We start from the raw sequence: 17,833 nt of genomic DNA on the forward strand, positions 1-17,833 counted from the left end.
TTTCCAGCGAAAAACCGTCGCAGGAAACCGGCGGCAGGCCGCGCACAGAAAACCGCTTTACGCACACGCCTGTTCCCGCTATGCCGCCGGCATGACCGCAGGACCTCGCCATATCGCCGCCTCGCGCCGACGCCGCCGCGTCTGACGCTCGTCCCGCCGTCCCCGGGGCGCGCCTACCCCCGCGCGCGCCTGCCCTTCCCCAAGTTGACTCGGCCTTCGCCCTCGGGCACCCATTGGCTTCCAGATGAGGACCGTCCCATGATCCCTGCCGTCCTGCCGACCTACAATCGCGCGCCGCTCGCCTTCGTGAAGGGCGAGGGCAGCTGGCTGATCGCCGAGGATGGACGGCGATACCTTGACCTCGGCTCGGGCATCGCGGTGAACGCGCTCGGCCACGCCCATCCCGCTCTGATCGAGACGCTGACCGGGCAGGCGCAGAAGCTCTGGCACGTCTCGAACGTCTACACGATCCCCGAACAGGAGCGGCTGGCCCGGCTGCTCACCGAACGCACCTTCGCCGACACCGTGTTCTTCACCAATTCGGGCACCGAGACGGCGGAACTGGCGATCAAGATGGCGCGCAAGTTCCATCACGACGCCGGCCACCCCGAAAGAGTGGAGATCGTGGCCTTCGAGGGCGCCTTCCACGGCCGCTCCACCGGCGCCATCGCCGCGGCGGGGTCCGAGAAGATGGTCAAGGGCTTCGGGCCGCTGATGCCGGGTTTCGTGCATCTGAAATGGCCCGCAAATGACGCCGACCACGACGCGATCCGCGCCGCGATCACGGAAAAGACCTGCGCCGTCATGATCGAGCCGATCCAGGGCGAGGGCGGCATCCGGGTTGTCCCCGACCAATGCCTGAAGGGCCTGCGCGACCTCTGCGATGCCACCGGCACGCTCCTCATCTTCGACGAGGTGCAATGCGGCATGGGCCGCACCGGCCGGCTCTTCGCGCATGAATGGGCGGGGGTGACCCCCGACATCATGATGGTTGCCAAGGGCATCGGCGGCGGCTTCCCGCTGGGGGCGGTGCTGGCCAAGGAACGGGCAGCCTCCGGCATGACGGCCGGCACGCATGGGTCCACCTACGGCGGCAACCCATTGGGCTGCGCGGTGGGGGCGAAGGTGGTCGAGATCGTCTCCGACCCCGCCTTCCTGTCCGAGGTCGCCCGCAAGGGCGCGCTTTTGCGCCAGGGGCTCGAAAGCCTCGTCGCCCGCCACCCGCAGGTGTTCGAGGCGGTGCGCGGCGAGGGCCTGATGCTCGGCCTCAGGTGCAAGCCCGCACCTGCCGAGGTGGTCAAGGCCGGCTACGAGGCCGGCATCCTGACCGTCGCTGCCGCCGACAACGTGCTGCGCCTCCTGCCGGCGCTGAACATCCCCGACGCCGACATTGCCGAGGCGCTCTCCCGCCTCGACCAGGCTGCCACGACGCTGGAAAAGGCCGCCTGATTTCATCTGTCCCCAAATATCCCACGGGGGTCCGGGGGTGTGAAACCCCCGGCGACCCGGGCTCAAGAAGCGAAACGAAATGAAGCACTTCCTCGACATCCACAAGACCGATCCCGCCGAGCTGCGGGCCATGATCGACAGCGCCCAGGCCATGAAGACCGCGCGGAACGGCCGCCCGAAGGGCGCCCCCGATGACACGCAGCCCCTGAAGGGCCGCATGGTCGCGCTGATCTTCGAGAAACCCTCGACCCGCACCCGCGTTTCCTTCGACGTTGGCGTGCGCCAGATGGGCGGCGAGACCATGGTGCTGTCGGGCAAGGAAATGCAGCTCGGCCATGGCGAGACCATCGCCGACACGGCGCGGGTCCTGTCGCGCTATGTCGATCTCATCATGATCCGCACCTTCGAGGAAGCGACGCTTCTGGAAATGGCCGAACACGCCACCGTCCCGGTCATCAACGGCCTGACGAACCGCACCCATCCCTGCCAGATCATGGCCGACGTGATGACCTACGAGGAACACCGCGGGCCCATCGCCGGCAAGAAGGTCGTCTGGTGCGGCGACGGCAACAACGTCTGCGCCTCGTTCCTGCACGCCGCCGGTCAGTTCGGCTTCGACTTCACCTTCACCGGCCCCGAAACGCTCGACCCCGAGGACAAGTTCGTCGCCTTCGCCCGCGAGAAGGGTTCGAAGGTCACCATCCAGCGCGACCCCTTCACCGCGGTCGAGGGCGCGGATCTGGTGGTCACCGACACCTGGGTCTCGATGCACGATCCCGAGAGCGCCAAGGAGCGTCGCCACAACCAGCTGCGCCCCTACCAGGTGAACGAACAGCTGATGTCCCGCGCCAAGCCCGACGCGCTGTTCATGCACTGCCTGCCCGCGCATCGCAACGACGAGGCGACGAGCGCCGTGATGGACGGCCCCCATTCGGTCATCTTCGACGAGGCCGAGAACCGCCTGCACGCCCAGAAGGCGATCATGCGCTGGTGCCTCGGCCTCTGAGGCCGCACCTGGCCGGGCGCGGCGGTCCGCACGGGTTTTCGCTGCCCGGCCCGGCGGTTGCGCTTGACAGCCGCCCATCGCCGCCGGACGCTTGGCGCGAAAGGAGACCCCCCATGCACCGCCGCTCCGTCGCCGTCTTCGACCGCTTTCTCTCTGCCCTTTCCGCCATCCTCGACAAGGCCGAGGCGCATTGCACCGCCCGCAGGATCGCACCCGAGGTCATCCTCGCCGCGCGGCTCTTCCCCGACATGTTCTCCTTCACCCGCCAGGTGCAACTGGCCTGCGACTTTGCCGCGCGCGGCACGGCGCGGCTGGCGGGGCAGGAGCCCAAGAGCTTCCCCGACACAGAGACCAGTTTTGCCGAACTGCGCGACCGCATCGCGGCGGCGCGGGGCTACATGGGCAGCTTCCAGCCCGCCGATTTCGCCCATGCCGAAACGCGCGAGATCCATTTCAGGACCGGGGGCCGCGACATGGTGCTGAAGGGCGACGAGTTCCTGTCCTTCTACACCCTGCCGCAGTTCTTCTTCCACGTCGCCACGGCCTACGACATCCTGCGGCACAACGGGGTGGAGCTCGGCAAGCGCGACTACATGGGCGCGCCCTGAATCCGGCCCTTCACCCGCCTCAGTGGCAAAAGGCAAGGACATGGCCCGGCGCTCCCGCCGGGGACAGCAGCCGGTCGCGCAGGATCAGGCTGCCCGGCCGGTCGGGGTCGGCGCAGGCCTCGGCGAAGCTGCCGCGCAGATCGTCGGCATATTCGATCCCCAGCACCTGATCGCGGCCATATACCCGGGTATAGGCCGCACATTCGTCCCAGCGGTGGCAACCCTCGGCCACGGCAAAGCGGAACCCGGCCCGTTCGCGGCCCAACCGGCCCAGCCCGGGCGTGTTCTTCTGCCCGGCCGGCAGGCCGTGCCGGGCGGCCTCGGCGACCAGAAGGCTGGCGAAGGCCAGCGCGTCCTGCCGCGACAGCCGGCCGCCCGACCGGGTGTAGCTGTCGAGATTGTCGAACTCCACCGCGTCGAAGCCTTTCTCGGCGCAGGTGCGGATCACCGGGGCGAGCCGCGCCAGATTGGCCTTGCGCGTCTCGGGTGAGCCGATGTCCAGCAGGAACTCGTCCGGCCAGGCCGGATCGGCCAGGGGCGCGCCAGCCCCGTCCTTCAGCAACAGCGCCTCGGGCCAGTCCGCCCCGGGCTGGGTCTGAAAGCCGTTCACATAGCAGATGTTGTATAGCCCCGGCGCCGGGCTGTCCGTCACGTCGCGCGCGACGACCGTGACGCCCCGGGGCGGCGGATAGGCCCCGCCCAGCTGGTAATCCGCCACCGCCCCCGCCGGCAGCGGCCCGTCCCCGGCGGCCAGCGGCCCCGCTGCACAGATCAGGGCGAGAAGACCCGCCCGCAGCCTCATGCCGGTTGCGCCTGCGTGGCGGACAGTGGCCGCGCTCCGTCCGCATCCGCCGCCCGCGCGGCCAGCAGGCCCACCACGACCAGAAGCAGCGACAGCCCCGCATAGGTCGGCCGGAATCCGGCATGTTCGGCCAGGAAGCCGATCGAGGATGGTGCGACCAGGATCCCGCAGTAGCCCACCATGGTCACGATCGAGATCGCGCTGGCCGAGGGCAGGCGCGGATGGTTGCCGGCGGCCGAGAACAGGATCGGCACCATGTTGGCGATCCCGAGGCCCGCGGCAAAGAAGCTGGCGATCACCATCCAGTCCGCCGTGGCCAGTGCCCCGCCCATCATCCCGGCCGCGCCCAGAAAGCCCGAGATCCGCAGCGTCCGGACCGCACCCAGCCGGTTTCGCACCGTGTCGCCCAGAAAGCGCATGACCGCCATCGCCCCGGCGAAGAAGGCAAAGCCCAGTCCCGAGACGAAGACCCCCGCCCCCAGTTCCTTCTGCAGGTAGATCGCCGCCCAGTCCAGCACCGCGCCTTCGGGCACCATGGCGAACAGCGCGAGGAACCCGAGCAGCCAGACATGGAAGTCCTTCGGGAAAAGCCGCGTCTTCGCCGCCGTCGCCGTCGCCACCGAGACGCCGGCAGGTGCCGGGGCAGAGGGCAGCAGGAAGGGCATCGCCGCCAGCACGATCCCGGCGACGATGGCGGCGGTCAGAAGCGACTGCGCCTCCGAGCCCCGATGCGCGATGACCCAGGCCCCGGCCGAGCCGCCAATGAAGCCGCCGAGGCTCCAGAACCCGTGGGACGAGGACATGATCGCCCGGTTGAGCCGCCGCTCGATCTCGACCGCCTGGGCGTTCATCGCCACGTCCATGCAGCCCGCCATGGCGCCGAACAGCGCCATGAACAGCGCCAGCAGCCAGAGGTTCGGGGAAAAGACCACCATCGGCAGGACCGGGATCAGCGCCAGCGAGAACCAGGACAGCACCCGCCGCCCGCCAAAGCGCCCGATCAGGCGCCCGGCGAACAGCATGGCCGTGACCGCCCCCAGCCCCAGCACCAGGATCAGGAGGCCCAGCACCGATTCAGTCACCCCGTGCCGAGGCATCAGGAGCGGGATTTGCGGCGCCCAGGCCCCCATGACGAAACCGTTCGCCAGGAACATGGCCGCCACCGCCCACCGCGCCCGCCGCGCCTGCCTGTCCTGCATGATCCGCCCCTTCAGTGTTAGCGCCTGTCATAATTGGGTCGCCAAAGCTGCGAAAGGGCCAGCAGATCAACTGATGTTGCAGGCCTGTAGCGCGAACTTCAGCCTTAGACCCGCAGCTTGCACTTTTCGCAAATACTCCACTGGTGGTCCGGAGGGTATGAAACCCTCCGTCCTCCGGGTGGTCAGGGGCTCAGGTCCCGCGCGGCTTGGCGCGCAGCGTCGGTTCGGCCTGGGTCGGATCCTCGGGCCAGGGATGGCGCGGATAGGCGCCGCGCATGTCCTTTCGGACATCGGCATAGGATGTGGCCCAGAAGCGCGGCAGGTCGGTCGTCACCTGCACCGGGCGCTGCGCAGGCGACAGCAGCGTGATGCGCAGCGGCATCCGCGTGGCGCCGACCAGGGGGTGCTGCGTCACGCCGAACATCTCCTGCAACCGCACCTCGATCGCCGGCACCTCGCCCTCGTAGTCGATCGGGATGCGCCGACCGAGCGGCGTCTCGAAATGGCCGGGCACCAGCCGGTCCATCTCGGCCAGCCGGTCCCAGCCCAGAAGACCCTGCAACGCCGGCACCAGGTCCAGCGCGCGGATCTCGGCCTCGGTCCGCACGCCCGCGAGATACGGCAAGAGCCAGTCCTCGGCCGTGGCGATCAGGTCGGCATCCTCCACCCCCGGCCAGCCCTCGCCCCGCGCCAGCCGCGCCCGCGCCCGCAGCCGCCGTGCGGCGGGGGACCAGGGCAGGCCCAGTTGCCGCACCCCCTCCAGCGCCGCCCGCGCCACCGCCTCGGGCGGGGCCTCCCAGGGCCGGTCGTCCAGCACCAGCGCGCCCAGCCGTTCCTGCCGGCGGGCCAGCACCCGGCCCTCGCGGCGCGACCATTCGCAGAGCTCGACCCAGGCGATGCGGTCGGCGTAAAGCCGGCGCACCTCGGCCTCCGAAATTGCAACCGCCTGCCGCACCTGCGCCTCCCGCGCATCGCCGTCGAGGTCGGTGGCCACGATCAGCCGCGCGCCGGACAGGGGCAGGCCGGGCGCCATCGCCGCGCCCTTGCCGCCCGACAGCACCCAGCGCGGCGCCTCGCCCTTGCGGCGCAGGCCGATCCGGTCGGGATAGGCCTGCGCCGCCATCTCGGCCAGGCTGTAACCCTCGGCGACGCCCCCCCTCCCCTCCCCACCAGGGGGAGGGGAGGGGGGCGGGGGGCCACCCTCGCCGCGCATCGCCGCCGCCAGCCGCCTGGCCTCGGCCCGGATGCGCTCGATCACCCCCCGGTCGGCCTCCGGCCCCGGCCGGGCAATGGCCTGCATCCGCAATGTCAGGTCGGGCGGCGCCCCGCGGAGGGGATCGCGCTCGGCCAGGAGCGCCGCCAGGGTGGCAGCATCCGGCCCCGCCACCGCCAGCATGTGTGCGAGCCGCGGATGCAGCGGCAGACCCGCAAGCCGCTTGCCGTGCGCAGTGATGTGCCCCTGCGAGTCGAGCGCGCCGAGAGCGGTCAGAAGGCTCCGCGCTTCTGCCAGCGGGCCGGCGGGCGGCGGGGTCAGGAAGGGCAGGTCGGCGCCGCCCCAGAGCGCGAGTTCCAGCGCCAGGCCAGCCAGATCGGCCACCTCGATCTCGGCCGGGGGGAAGGGAGCGAGACCGCCTTCCTCGCCCTTCGTCCACAGCCGGTAGCAGACACCTTCGGCAACCCGCCCCGCCCGGCCCCGACGCTGCTCGGCCTCGGCCTTGGTCACCCGTTCGGTCACCAGCCGCGATATGCCCGAGTTCGGGTCGAACCGCGCCCGCCGCGCCCGGCCTGCATCCACAACCACCCGGATGTCGGGCAGGGTCAGCGAGGTCTCGGCGATGGCGGTGGCCAGCACCACCTTGCGCCCCTCGGCCGGGGCCAGCGCCGCGCGCTGGGCGGCGAAGTCCATCGCCCCGAACAGGGGCCGCAATGCCACGCCGGGCAGGTCGCGCAACAACGCCTCGACCCGCCGGATCTCGCCCTCGCCGGGCAGGAAGACCAGCATCCCGCCCTCGGTCTCGGCCAGCGCCGCGCGCACCGCGCCCGCCACCACGGCCTCGAGCCTGAGGCTGGCATCCGGTGGGCGTGGCAGCCAGCGCGTCTCGACCGGGAAGGCCCGGCCCTCCGAGGTGACGACGGGCGCATCCCCCATCAGCGCCGCCACCGGCCCTGCGTCCAGCGTCGCCGACATGACCAGCAGCTTCAGATCGTCCCGCAGAGCGCCCCGCACCTCGAGGCAGAGCGCCAGGCCCAAGTCGGCATTCAGGCTGCGCTCGTGGAATTCGTCGAAGATCACCAGCCCGATGCCGGACAGCTCCGGGTCGGACTGGATCATCCGGGTCAGGATGCCCTCGGTCACCACCTCGATCCGTGTGGCGGCAGACACCTTCGCCTCGCCCCGGATCCGGTAGCCCACGGTCCGGCCCACGGGCTCGCCCAGCGTCTCGGCCATCCGTTCGGCGGCGGCCCGCGCGGCCAGACGGCGCGGTTCCAGCATCACGATCCGGCCCGCGACGATGCCACGGGCCAGCAAGTCCAGCGGCACAAGCGTCGTCTTGCCCGCGCCCGGCGGGGCCTGCAACACCGCGACCCCGCTACGGGCCAGGGCCTCGGCGAGCTCGGGCAAGACAGCAGAAACGGGCAGAGGTTCCATGCCCCGCTTATGCCGCGCCGCCCGCACCATCGGAAGCCCAAGAATCTTCGCCGAAAATTCCTGGGCCCCTCGCCAAGCCCGCGCCGATCCGGCAATAAGGCGGTCATGGATACGATGGACCGCGCCGCCCTGATCCGCGCCGGCGACCGCCGGGCGCTGGCCCGTGCGATCACGCTGGTCGAAAGCGCCCGCCCCGACCACCGCGCGCAGGCCCTGGCGCTGCTCGACGCCCTGCGCGAACCCCGGCGCCAGGCGTTGCGCATCGGGCTTTCCGGCACGCCGGGAGTCGGCAAGTCCACCTTCATCGAGACTTTCGGCCTGATGCTGACCGGCCAGGGGCTCCGCGTCGCCGTCCTCGCCGTGGATCCCTCCTCGGCGCGCTCGGGCGGCTCGATCCTCGGCGACAAGACGCGGATGGAACGCCTCTCGCGCGACCCCATGGCCTTCATCCGCCCCTCGCCCAGCCAGTCGCAACTGGGCGGCGTGGCCCGCCGCACGCGCGAGGCCGTGGCCCTGTGCGAGGCCGCGGGTTTCGACGTGGTGCTGATCGAGACGGTGGGCGTCGGCCAAAGTGAAACCGTCGTCGCGGAACTTTCCGACCTGTTCCTCCTCCTCCTCGCCCCGGCGGGCGGGGACGAGTTGCAGGGCGTGAAGCGCGGGATCATGGAGATGGCCGACCTGATCCTGGTGAACAAGGCCGACGGCGACCTGAAGCCCGCCGCGCTGCGCACCGTGGCGGACTATGCCGGTGCGCTGCAACTCCTCCGCCGCCGCCCGCAGGATCCGCCGGACTTCCCGAAGGCGCTGCCGGTTTCGGCGCTGGCCGACGAAGGTCTGGCGCAGGCCTGGCAGGACATGCAGGCGCTGGTTCTCTGGCGCAAGGAACACGGCCACTGGGACCGCACCCGCGCCGCGCAGGCCCGCCACTGGTTCGAGGAAGAGGTGCGCCAGGGCCTTCTCGCCGCGCTTTCGCGCGAGCCGCAGAAGGGCCTGATGGCCGGCCTCAGCGACCGGGTGGCCGAGGGCGCGCTCACCCCCGAGGCCGCGGCGGCCGAGATGCTGCACCTTCTCGGCCGCGCCCCCTGACCGTGCTACCCTTGCCCTTTTCCAAATACTCCCGCCGGAGGCAGCACGGCCGGTGACCCGTGCCCCGCTTCCTGCTTGACGCTGCCCCGGATTCCCCTTACACGCCCGCAATCGCTTTCGAGGGCAGGGGATTCCCCGCCTTCCCCCGCTTTTGACGAATCGAAGGAACATCGCAATGTCGCGCGTCTGCGAACTCACCGGCAAGGGGCCGATGACGGGCAATACCGTCTCCCACGCCAACAACAAGTCCCGCCGCCGGTTCCTGCCGAACCTGAACGAGGTCACGCTGATCTCGGACGTGCTGGGCCAGTCGTTCAAGTTCCGCGTCACCGCGGCCGCGCTGCGCTCGGTCGATCACCGGGGCGGGCTCGATGCCTATCTGGCCAAGGCCAGGGACGAGGAACTCTCGCCCGCCGCGCTGAAGATCAAGAAGGACATCGCGAAGGCCCAGGCCAGCGCCTGAGCCGGTTGGCTTTTCCAGAAAAGGCCCCGCCTTCGTCCTGAAGGCGGGGCCTTTTGGTCTGCGCTGAGGCGACCTTGCGCAGCGGCCCGGCGCTGCCCATGCTGCCAGGAGTGCGTGTTCCTCGCCTGTGGCTGACATGTCTGTCTGGTCGGATGCCATTGTAGCGGTCCCGCTTGCGGCTGCCCTCGGACAAGCGGCTCTGACGCAGGACTGCGACCCGAACTATGCCGGGGCCTGCGTGCCGGTTGCCCTGGACGTGGATTGCGCCGGAGGATCAGGCGATGGCCCGGCCTATGTCCCCGGACCGGTGCGGATCATCGGAGAGGATGTCTACGAACTCGACCGCGATGGCGACGGGGTCGCCTGCGAGCCGGAGAAGCAGAAAGGCAAGAAGCGGAAGAAGCAGTAGGCCACGACAGAGGATCGCGCAGTCCGGCGATCCTCTGTCTCTGCCGGTTCACCCGCCGCAGTAGGCTTCGGCGGTCTGGCCAAAGCTCTTGTAACGCTCCCAGAAGGCATCGTCGGACCGCGACTGGGAGATCCAGGTCGCATGAGCGGCCTCGGGGTCCTTGAAGAACTTCGCCGCCCGGCGCTGGTCGCCGCCCGACAGCGTCATGTCGGCAGCCTGCTGGATGCAGCCGCAGAGCGAGCGGTTGGCGCCACGGTCAGAGGCCATGCAGGCCCGCTCGATCGGGCCGGCAGCAACCGGGATGGACAGTGCCGGAAGAATGGCCGCGAAAACGGCCGCAAATGCGATGGATTTCATCTGTCTCTGCCTCTCTTGCCGGAGACCGGCCGGGCCAGGGCCCGGGCCGACGCCGATCATCTTGTGAGTTCGATAATGTCAAGTCCACGAGAAATTTTCAAGTCTTCACAGTGGGTTGCGACAAATGCGCGGATTTCCGCAACCCCTCGCGGGGGGCTGCGTCCCTGCCCACAAGATGCGGTGGTGCCGGCCCCGGCCGGCTCGTCGTCGCCTGCGGCGCTCCTCGCCCGCGACGCGCCCTCGATGCCGCCACGCAGGAGTCCCCTTTCGCGACCCCGCAGGTCAGGCTATACGCGCGCCCATGATCGAGCTCGACCGCATCCGCAACTTCTCCATCGTGGCGCATATCGACCACGGCAAATCCACGCTTGCCGACCGTCTGATCCAGATGACGGGCACGGTCGCCGAACGCGACATGAAGGCCCAGCTCTTGGACTCGATGGACATCGAGCGCGAACGCGGCATCACGATCAAGGCCAACACCGTCCGCATCGAATACCCGGCCAAGGACGGCAAGACCTATATCCTGAACCTGATCGACACCCCCGGCCATGTGGACTTCGCCTACGAGGTCTCCCGCTCCATGCGCGCGGTCGAGGGCTCGCTTCTGGTCGTGGACGCCTCGCAAGGGGTCGAGGCACAGACGCTCGCCAACGTCTATCAGGCACTGGACGCGGGCCACGAGATCGTCCCCGTCCTGAACAAGATCGACCTTCCGGCGGCCGAACCCGAGCGGGTCAAGCAGAACATCGAGGACGTGATCGGCCTCGACGCCTCCGACGCCATCCCGATTTCGGCCAAGACCGGCCTCGGCATCCCCGACGTGCTCGAAGCCATCGTCCACCGCCTGCCGCCCCCCAAGGGCGACCGCAACGCGCCCCTCAAGGCGATGCTGGTGGACAGCTGGTACGACGCCTACCTCGGCGTCGTCGTGATGATCCGCGTGGTTGACGGCGTGGTCAAGAAGGGCGACCGCATCAAGATGATGCAGACCGGCGCCGTCTACGGAATCGACAAGCTGGCCGTCCTGAAACCGCAGATGGTGGACATCGAGGAGCTTGGCCCCGGCGAGATCGGTGTCTTCACCGCCTCGATCAAGCAGGTCCGCGACACCCGCGTCGGCGACACCATCACCCACGAAAAGAAGCCCTGCGACCAGCCGCTTCCGGGCTTCAAACCCTCGGTCCCGGTCGTCTTCTGCGGCCTTTTCCCGGTGGACGCCAACGACTTCGAGGCCCTGCGCGACGCCATCGAGAAACTCGCCCTCAACGACGCGAGCTTCACCTACGAGATGGAGACCAGCGCGGCCCTCGGCTTCGGCTTCCGAATGGGCTTTCTCGGCCTTCTCCACCTCGAGGTCGTCCGCGACCGGCTTGAACGCGAATACGACCTCGACCTGATCACCACCGCGCCCTCGGTGGTCTTCAAGCTGCACATGAAGGACGGCGAGGTCCGCGACCTGCACAACCCCGCCGACATGCCCGACCTGACCTACGTCGATCATATCGAGGAGCCGCGGATCAAGGCCACGATCATGGTCCCCGACGAATACCTCGGCGACATCCTGAAACTCTGCCAGGACCGCCGCGGCATCCAGCTGAACCTCACCTATGCCGGCAACCGGGCGATGGTCGAATACGACCTGCCGCTCGCCGAAGTGGTCTTCGACTTCTACGACCGCCTGAAATCAGTGACCAAGGGCTACGCCAGCTTCGACTACCAGATCAGCGAATACCGCGAGGACAACCTGGTGAAGATGTCGATCCTGGTGAACGACGAACCCGTGGATGCCCTGTCGATGATGGTCCACCGCGACCGGGCCGAGGCGCGCGGCCGGTCGATGGTCGAGAAGCTGAAGGACCTGATCCCCCGCCACATGTTCAAGATCCCCGTCCAGGCGGCCATCGGCGGCCGGGTGATCGCCCGCGAGACGATTTCAGCGATGCGCAAGGACGTGACGGCGAAGTGCTACGGCGGCGACGCGACCCGGAAGAAGAAGTTGCTTGAGAAGCAAAAGGCGGGCAAGAAGAAGATGCGCCAGTTCGGGAAGGTGGAGATCCCGCAGGAGGCGTTCATTGCGGCGTTGAAGATGGATGGGTGAGGGTAACGGCATTGGAAATACTAGCAGCCTTAGGCGTCGCCGCCATTGCTTTTGCGGCATTCATGTTTGCCAAATTCATTGGTTTCAAGAAGCGCCTGATGCAGGCCTTTGGACGCCACGGTGTTCCCTACCATGTGGCAAATGATGCTTACTCAAGAGCAGCCGATTTCATCAACTCCATGAACGCCGATGGCCGTCCCGTTGACGAAATCGTTGTTGAAACAATGCGCCGCTATCCTGAACTCTTCTAATTCTAGAAGAATTCAAAGTATCGATTAAGTAGCATCACAGAGCAAGTTATTGCACCGATAGTCGCAATTCCCCTCGCCTGCCAAGCCGTTGCAAAGGTCTGGCGATTGACCAAGAATGGAGCAATGAGCCAATATCCAATCGCCAATGCCAGCGGTGGTATCCACCATGAGAACAAGAAGAAACTTACGATGAAGGCCGCCATACCTGCCAAGAAACCCAAGAACTCAAGTAAGACGACGCCGAAGCTCTTTTGAGCCTCATGCTGCAATAAAAATCCTCCGCGATGCGCAAGAAGCGTAAGTCGCGCATTTATTCCGCTTAGCGCCATGCCGATGAACAGGTAGATCAATTCAGTCTCCTCTTTGCGACCAAGCACATAGGGAAGGGTAGCTAGCATTGGGGTGGGAGCCAACCCATAGCTCGCCCCCTACCCGTAAACCCCTCCCCTCGGCGCCACGCGGACCACGACCACCACCAGCCGCCCGTCCTCGATCCGGTAGACGATCCGCCAGTCCCCCACCCGCACGCGCCAGTGGTCCTTGTGGCCAACCAGTTTCAAGCATCCATGCGGCCTCGGGTTGTCCGCCAGCGCAAGAATTTCTCGCTCCAAGACATTCCGCAGGCGCTTGTCCTTGACGGCCTTCAACTGTTTCTGCGCCGGGCGGTCAATCGTGACCGTATAGCGCGTCATTCAGCGGCATCTTCCAGGCGAAGCTGGGCAAAGAACTCCTCGGCGGAAATCGTGTCATTCGGGTCATAATCCGGATCGGCATAGATTGCCGCCACTTCCCGGGCCAGCTCCGCATCCTCCAGCCGCTCGTAGTATTCCATCGCCTCGACCGAGATCATGACGGCCACCGCCTTGCCATGCTTCTTGATCGTCACGTCCTCATGCCCATGTTGGACCTTGCCCAGAAGATCGGCTAGGTTCTCCCGCGCTTCCGACACTGTGACCTCGATCATCGCCACCCCCAATTTCGTACAAAACGTAATATACGTTACATCCGTACGAAAATCAACCTCACCGCACCCAAGGCCTTAACGCCTCCGGCTCCGGCGCGCCCTCCTCCGCATACCGCCGCTGCAACGCCTCCTGCAGCGCCACCCGGTCCGCCTCGACCGGCTTCCCCTCCTCCCCCTCGAACCCCGGCTTCGGCCCGTCATGGGCCCCCCGGTTCCGATAATGGGAAATCGTCTCCGCCCCCCGGATCACCCCCGCCAGCCGGGCGTGCATGTAGCTGCGCAGCACATCATTGATCCGCGGCCCGTAGTCCGGCCCCATCGACCGGAAGAACTTCAGCACATCCGTCTCCAGCCGCAGCGTCACCTTCTCCTTGCCGCTTGTCGGCCGACGCTGCGCGATCTCGTGCCACTCCGCCGGGATGCGGCCCGTCATCTCGATGGAGTTGTGCAGGTCCCATTCCAGGCGCCGCATCACGTCCATCATGTAGCTCATCTGCGCCCGCTGCCGGGGCGTCTGCTTCTTCAGGTCGGGCATGGCCAGGGCTCCTTTGCCCCCACCAAACCACCCAAAGGTTAACGCCTGGCGAGGCCACCGCCCCGCCCGACAGAAACCCGACGGATGCCAGACGGATGCCAGACGCTTAACCCCCCGTTAACCAACCTCTGCCATCCTTGCGGCCATGAAACACCGCATCCCCCTGATCCCGCTGATCTTTCTCGCCGCCTGCGGGGCCTCTCCGGCCCCCGAGTTCATGGGCGCGACTCGCACCGACGTCAAGGTTAACGGGCGGGACTATACCGTCTTCCAGAAGGGCGAGAGGGTGGAGGTCATCCGCCTCGGCTACGCCCGCCGCGGCGAGCATCAGGAAATCCGCGCCACGATGATCGAACTCATCCCCCGTGTGACAGGCTGCAAGCTGCGGGAAAGCACACTCCAAGGCGACAGCGGCGAGATGCGGGGGGCGCTCGACTGCCCCAGGCAGCCTTGACTCGCAGGGCAAAACCCCCAAGAAGCAGGCACCGCGAACCGGGGGCCTGCCATGCGCCAGATCGACCTTTCCCGCACCCTGCCGCAGGCGCGGATCCCTGAACTGCCGAACCCCTATTTCGGCAAGGTCCGCGATTGCTACGACCTGCCCGACGGCACGCGGCTTCTGATCTCGTCCGACCGGATTTCCGCGTTCGACCAGATACTTGCGGTGATCCCCTGGAAGGGCCAGGTGCTGACCCAGCTTGCCCGCTACTGGTTCGACCACACGGGCGACATCGCCGCGAACCACGTCCTCGGCTACCCCGACCCGAACGTCGTCCACTGCAAGCGCGTCACCATCCTGCCGGTCGAAATCGTGGTGCGCGGCTACCTTGCCGGCACGACCTCGACCTCGATCCTGACCCGGTACAAGGCCGGCGCCCGCACGATGTACGGCCACACCTTGCCCGACGGTCTGCGCGACAACGAGGCCCTGCCGCAGGCGATCATCACCCCCACCTCCAAGGCCTTCGACGGCGGCCATGACGAGCCGCTGACGGCGGCCGAGATCGTCGGCACCGGGCTGTTAACGCAAAAGCAATGGGATGAGGTTAGCCAGAAGGCGCTGGCCCTTTTTGCCCGCGGGCAGAGAATGGCCGCCGACCGGGGCCTGATCCTGGTCGATACGAAATACGAATTCGGCACCGACACGGAAGGCAACGTCCTTCTGGCCGATGAAATCCACACGCCCGATTCCAGCCGCTACTGGATCGCGGATGGCTATGAGGAGGCATTCGCGGCGGGCACCCGCCCGCCGAGTTTCGACAAGGACGTGATCCGCTCCTGGGTCGTCGCGCGCTGCGATCCCTACAAGGACCCGATCCCCGAGATCCCGGCCGAGATGATCGAACAGACCGCCCGGGTCTACATCGACGCCTACGAGCGGATCACCGGCCAGCCCTTCACCCCCGACGCGAGCGGGGAGACCCCGCTCGCCCGGGTCCGGGCCAACCTGGCGCGGTTCTTCAGCCCTTCGTGATCGGCACGCGCGCGGCGGCCTTCTTCTCGGGCTTCTTCGGCACGGTGACGGTCAGGACGCCGTCCTTCATCTCGGCCTTGACCGCGCCGGCATCGGCATCCGAGGGCAGGCGGAAGCTGCGGCTGAAGCTGCCGAACTGGCGCTCGGAGAAATACCAGGTATCGCCCTTCTCCTCGCGCTCGCTCTTCTTTTCGCCCTTGATCTGCAGCACGCCGTCCTCGACCGTGACGTGGATGTCGTCCTCGGCCACGCCGGGCAGTTCCACCGCGATGCGATAGGCCTCGCCGGACTGGCTGGCCTCGGCCGCCGGCGACAGCCAGTCGGCAAGCCGCGTGCCCATCATGCGGAAGGGTTCGTAGAGACTGGGCCAGAAACTGCCCGTTGACGATTTCTCGACCATGGGAACCTCCTGTTCCGGGTTGAACGGGGGCAGTCTGGCGGTGACTCCCGCCCCGCGCCATGATCCGGGTCAAGGCAGGCAGGCTCTGGCGCGTTAAACTTCGGGGGGGTATGTGCAGGCCGAAAGGGCGCGATGTTTGCGCTAACGAGGGCGGCGGCCTATGGTGCCGCAACTGCGGAGGGGACGATGATTCTGAGTTGCGGCGAAGCCCTGATCGACATGCTGCCCCGGACCTCGACGCTGGGCGAGGCCTGCTTTGCCCCCTATGCTGGCGGGGCCGTGTTCAACACCGCGATCGCGCTGGGGCGACTGGGGGCGCCATCGGCGTTTTTCTCGGGCGTTTCCAACGACATGCTGGGCGAGATCCTGGCGGATACCCTGACGGCCTCGAAGGTCGACACCCGCTATCTGGCGCGGTCCGACCGGCCCACTACGGTTGCCTTCGTCAAGCTGGTGAACGGCCAGGCGACCTATGCCTTCTACGACGAGGGCACGGCGGGCCGGATGCTCTCCGAGGCCGATCTGCCCGATCTGCCGGCCGAGGTCGGCACGCTGTTCCTGGGCGGGATCAGCCTGGTCAACGACCCCGCCGCCTCGACTTACGAGGCGTTGCAGGCGCGCGAGTGCGGTCGGCGGGTCACCATGGTCGATCCGAATATCCGCCCGGGCTTCATCGCCGGGAAGGAAGCCGCCTACCGCGCGCGGATCGGGCGGATGCTGGCGCGGGCCGACATCGTCAAGCTCTCGGACGAGGATCTGCACTGGCTGGAAGGACAGGGCGACCTGACCGCCCTGGCGCGGGGGGTCCTGGCCCGGGGCCCGAAGGTCGTCTTCATCACCGAAGGCGCCAAGGGGGCGCGGGCGGTGACGGCGACGCAGGATGTTTTCGTTGCCGCCCGGAAGGTTGCGGTCGTCGATACCGTCGGCGCAGGCGACACGTTCAACGCCGGCGTCCTGGCCGCGCTGCATCAGGCGGGGGCGCTGACCAAGGCCGGGATCGCCGCGCTGTCGGACGCCACCCTGACCGAGGCGCTCTCGCTCGGCACCCGCGCTGCGGCCGTCACCGTCAGCCGGGCCGGCGCGAACCCGCCCTGGGCGCACGAGCTGTGAGGGCGGTCCTGCAGCGGGTCAGCGAGGCGCGCGTCCATGTGGCGGGCGAGCTTGTCGGCGAGACCGGAAAGGGCTTTCTGATCCTCGTCTGCGCCATGGGCGGGGATACCGAGGCCGAGGCCGAGAAGCTGGCGGCCAAGGTCGCCAAGCTGCGGGTGTTCAAGGACGATCAGGGCAAGATGAACCTGTCGATCCGCGACATCGGCGGCGCGGCGCTGGTGGTCAGCCAGTTCACGCTGGCCGCCGACCTGCGCGGCAACCGCCCCGGCTTTTCGACCGCCGCTCCACCGGCCGAGGGCGAAAGGCTGTATCTCCATTTCAGCCGCTGCCTTCAAAGGCAAGGCGTTCCTGTCGCCAATGGCCGATTCGGGGCGGACATGGCGGTCAGCCTGGTCAATGACGGGCCGGTGACCATCTGGATGGACACCGACCAGGCCTGACCTCAGTTGAACGGATTGCCCGGCGTGGCCTGGGTGATCGCATTGCCGCACTCCACCAGCGCCGAGATGGAGGCGCTGGAACCGGCCAGCGAATAGTTCTGCACATCCGACCCGTCGGCCGAACGCAGATACAGCCGGTTTCCGCGCGCGACCTCGGTGATGAAGTTCACCCCGGCGTTGCTGTCCGGCAGGTTGAACAGGACCGAGTTCTTGAAAAGCTCGGCGCCGGTCAGGCTCCACGGTGCGCGGCGGTCGATCTGCACGCCAAGGTCGGCGGTCTGGCCCTCGCCGAATTCCCAGGAGGTCGAATAGAACTGCAACTGGACGGAACCGTTCGGAAAGGTCCAGATCGAGAAGCTCTCGCCCGGGGCTGTCACCTCGGCCACGCAACCGAAGCTGCCGTCATCCCAGCCGACTATCGAGACCTGCCAGTGCTTGTGCGAGAACAGGACCTCGCTTTCCTGTGCCTCGACACCCGCAACCGACGCGACGACCAGTGCCGCCGCCAAACCCATCCGTATCTTCATCT

Annotated in this window: 22 protein-coding genes; 12 read left to right on the plus strand and 10 right to left on the minus strand. The window is 67.7% G+C overall.

The window, feature by feature from the left end; genetic code table 11:
• The first annotated feature begins 258 nt into the window (after positions 1-258).
• The 3 genes from FL625_RS06160 to FL625_RS06170 all read left to right on the plus strand — a co-directional run bounded on the left by FL625_RS06160 (position 259) and on the right by FL625_RS06170 (position 3,063).
• Positions 259-1,449, plus strand: coding sequence for an aspartate aminotransferase family protein (locus FL625_RS06160; protein ID WP_149587773.1), 1,191 nt, complete (start codon positions 259-261; stop codon positions 1,447-1,449).
• Between the two features lie 79 nt (positions 1,450-1,528).
• A complete protein-coding gene (gene argF, locus FL625_RS06165; RefSeq protein ID WP_149587774.1) occupies positions 1,529-2,455 on the plus strand; it encodes an ornithine carbamoyltransferase in 927 nt (308 codons plus the stop codon).
• 113 nt (positions 2,456-2,568) lie between these two features.
• Positions 2,569-3,063, plus strand: coding sequence for a DUF1993 domain-containing protein (locus FL625_RS06170; RefSeq protein WP_149587775.1), 495 nt, complete (start codon positions 2,569-2,571; stop codon positions 3,061-3,063).
• 19 nt (positions 3,064-3,082) lie between these two features.
• Here FL625_RS06170 and FL625_RS06175 read toward each other — a convergent pair whose 3' ends face one another.
• The 3 genes from FL625_RS06175 to hrpB all read right to left on the minus strand — a co-directional run bounded on the left by FL625_RS06175 (position 3,083) and on the right by hrpB (position 7,714).
• The gene (locus FL625_RS06175) at positions 3,083-3,865 is read right to left on the minus strand and encodes an endo alpha-1,4 polygalactosaminidase (RefSeq protein ID WP_149587776.1); all 783 of its coding nucleotides are present in this window, start codon (positions 3,863-3,865) and stop codon (positions 3,083-3,085) included.
• On the minus strand, positions 3,862-5,064 hold the full coding sequence (locus tag FL625_RS06180) for an MFS transporter (RefSeq protein ID WP_149587777.1): 1,203 nt from the start codon (positions 5,062-5,064) through the stop codon (positions 3,862-3,864). The genes FL625_RS06175 and FL625_RS06180 overlap by 4 nt, the downstream gene beginning before the upstream one ends.
• Positions 5,065-5,254: 190 nt before the next feature.
• Complete coding sequence (gene hrpB / locus FL625_RS06185) at positions 5,255-7,714, minus strand: ATP-dependent helicase HrpB (RefSeq protein WP_149587778.1); 2,460 nt, start codon at positions 7,712-7,714, stop codon at positions 5,255-5,257.
• A 105-nt stretch (positions 7,715-7,819) separates the two neighbouring features.
• Between hrpB and meaB the strand changes: the two genes are divergently transcribed.
• From meaB to FL625_RS06200, 3 genes are all read left to right on the plus strand, one after another.
• Positions 7,820-8,800, plus strand: coding sequence for a methylmalonyl Co-A mutase-associated GTPase MeaB (meaB, locus tag FL625_RS06190; RefSeq protein WP_149587779.1), 981 nt, complete (start codon positions 7,820-7,822; stop codon positions 8,798-8,800).
• Positions 8,801-8,975: 175 nt separating this feature from the next.
• Positions 8,976-9,263 carry a 50S ribosomal protein L28 gene (rpmB, locus tag FL625_RS06195; protein WP_149587780.1) on the plus strand — a complete coding sequence of 96 codons (288 nt, stop codon included), beginning with the start codon at positions 8,976-8,978 and terminating at the stop codon, positions 9,261-9,263.
• A gap of 136 nt (positions 9,264-9,399) precedes the next feature.
• Positions 9,400-9,672, plus strand: a complete 273-nt coding sequence (locus FL625_RS06200) for a hypothetical protein (RefSeq protein WP_235019335.1) — start codon at positions 9,400-9,402, stop codon at positions 9,670-9,672.
• A gap of 48 nt (positions 9,673-9,720) precedes the next feature.
• Here the strand turns inward: FL625_RS06200 and FL625_RS06205 are convergent, their stop codons facing one another.
• Positions 9,721-10,029 (minus strand): hypothetical protein, encoded by a 309-nt coding sequence (locus tag FL625_RS06205; protein ID WP_149587781.1) that lies wholly within the window; start codon positions 10,027-10,029, stop codon positions 9,721-9,723.
• Positions 10,030-10,330: 301 nt separating this feature from the next.
• Between FL625_RS06205 and lepA the strand changes: the two genes are divergently transcribed.
• Positions 10,331-12,130: a translation elongation factor 4 gene (lepA, locus tag FL625_RS06210; protein ID WP_149587782.1), complete on the plus strand. Its 1,800-nt coding sequence runs from the start codon at positions 10,331-10,333 to the stop codon at positions 12,128-12,130.
• Positions 12,127-12,381 (plus strand): hypothetical protein, encoded by a 255-nt coding sequence (locus FL625_RS06215; RefSeq protein ID WP_149587783.1) that lies wholly within the window; start codon positions 12,127-12,129, stop codon positions 12,379-12,381. The genes lepA and FL625_RS06215 overlap by 4 nt, the downstream gene beginning before the upstream one ends.
• 2 nt (positions 12,382-12,383) lie before the next feature.
• Here the strand turns inward: FL625_RS06215 and FL625_RS06220 are convergent, their stop codons facing one another.
• The 4 genes from FL625_RS06220 to FL625_RS06235 form a co-directional block, all read right to left on the minus strand.
• Complete coding sequence (locus FL625_RS06220) at positions 12,384-12,731, minus strand: hypothetical protein (RefSeq protein WP_149587784.1); 348 nt, start codon at positions 12,729-12,731, stop codon at positions 12,384-12,386.
• A 78-nt stretch (positions 12,732-12,809) separates the two neighbouring features.
• Positions 12,810-13,073 (minus strand): type II toxin-antitoxin system RelE family toxin, encoded by a 264-nt coding sequence (locus tag FL625_RS06225; protein WP_149587785.1) that lies wholly within the window; start codon positions 13,071-13,073, stop codon positions 12,810-12,812.
• Positions 13,070-13,345: a type II toxin-antitoxin system Phd/YefM family antitoxin gene (locus FL625_RS06230; protein ID WP_149587786.1), complete on the minus strand. Its 276-nt coding sequence runs from the start codon at positions 13,343-13,345 to the stop codon at positions 13,070-13,072. The genes FL625_RS06225 and FL625_RS06230 overlap by 4 nt, the downstream gene beginning before the upstream one ends.
• A gap of 58 nt (positions 13,346-13,403) precedes the next feature.
• Positions 13,404-13,880: a BrnA antitoxin family protein gene (locus FL625_RS06235; RefSeq protein WP_149587787.1), complete on the minus strand. Its 477-nt coding sequence runs from the start codon at positions 13,878-13,880 to the stop codon at positions 13,404-13,406.
• A 145-nt stretch (positions 13,881-14,025) separates the two neighbouring features.
• Between FL625_RS06235 and FL625_RS06240 the strand changes: the two genes are divergently transcribed.
• Both FL625_RS06240 and FL625_RS06245 read left to right on the plus strand, forming a co-directional pair.
• Entirely contained in the window at positions 14,026-14,334 is a 309-nt protein-coding gene (locus tag FL625_RS06240; RefSeq protein ID WP_149587788.1) for a hypothetical protein, read from the plus strand.
• Positions 14,335-14,385: 51 nt separating this feature from the next.
• Positions 14,386-15,354, plus strand: coding sequence for a phosphoribosylaminoimidazolesuccinocarboxamide synthase (locus FL625_RS06245; protein WP_149587789.1), 969 nt, complete (start codon positions 14,386-14,388; stop codon positions 15,352-15,354).
• On the opposite strand, the gene FL625_RS06250 is transcribed toward FL625_RS06245, so the two are convergent.
• Complete coding sequence (locus FL625_RS06250; RefSeq protein ID WP_149587790.1) at positions 15,341-15,754, minus strand: Hsp20/alpha crystallin family protein; 414 nt, start codon at positions 15,752-15,754, stop codon at positions 15,341-15,343. The two genes, FL625_RS06245 and FL625_RS06250, sit on opposite strands and share 14 nt — an antisense overlap.
• A gap of 186 nt (positions 15,755-15,940) precedes the next feature.
• Between FL625_RS06250 and FL625_RS06255 the strand changes: the two genes are divergently transcribed.
• Entirely contained in the window at positions 15,941-16,864 is a 924-nt protein-coding gene (locus FL625_RS06255) for a carbohydrate kinase family protein (RefSeq protein WP_149587791.1), read from the plus strand.
• Positions 16,861-17,304 carry a D-aminoacyl-tRNA deacylase gene (dtd, locus tag FL625_RS06260; RefSeq protein ID WP_149587792.1) on the plus strand — a complete coding sequence of 148 codons (444 nt, stop codon included), beginning with the start codon at positions 16,861-16,863 and terminating at the stop codon, positions 17,302-17,304. Before FL625_RS06255 ends, dtd begins: the two co-directional genes overlap by 4 nt.
• A gap of 2 nt (positions 17,305-17,306) precedes the next feature.
• Here the strand turns inward: dtd and FL625_RS06265 are convergent, their stop codons facing one another.
• Positions 17,307-17,831: a DUF1176 domain-containing protein gene (locus tag FL625_RS06265; protein ID WP_149587793.1), complete on the minus strand. Its 525-nt coding sequence runs from the start codon at positions 17,829-17,831 to the stop codon at positions 17,307-17,309.
• Positions 17,832-17,833: the final 2 nt, after the last annotated feature.

Origin of the sequence: Tabrizicola flagellatus (assembly GCF_008271465.1) — a bacterium.
In the GTDB taxonomy this organism is placed as follows: Bacteria; Pseudomonadota; Alphaproteobacteria; order Rhodobacterales; family Rhodobacteraceae; genus Tabrizicola; species Tabrizicola flagellata.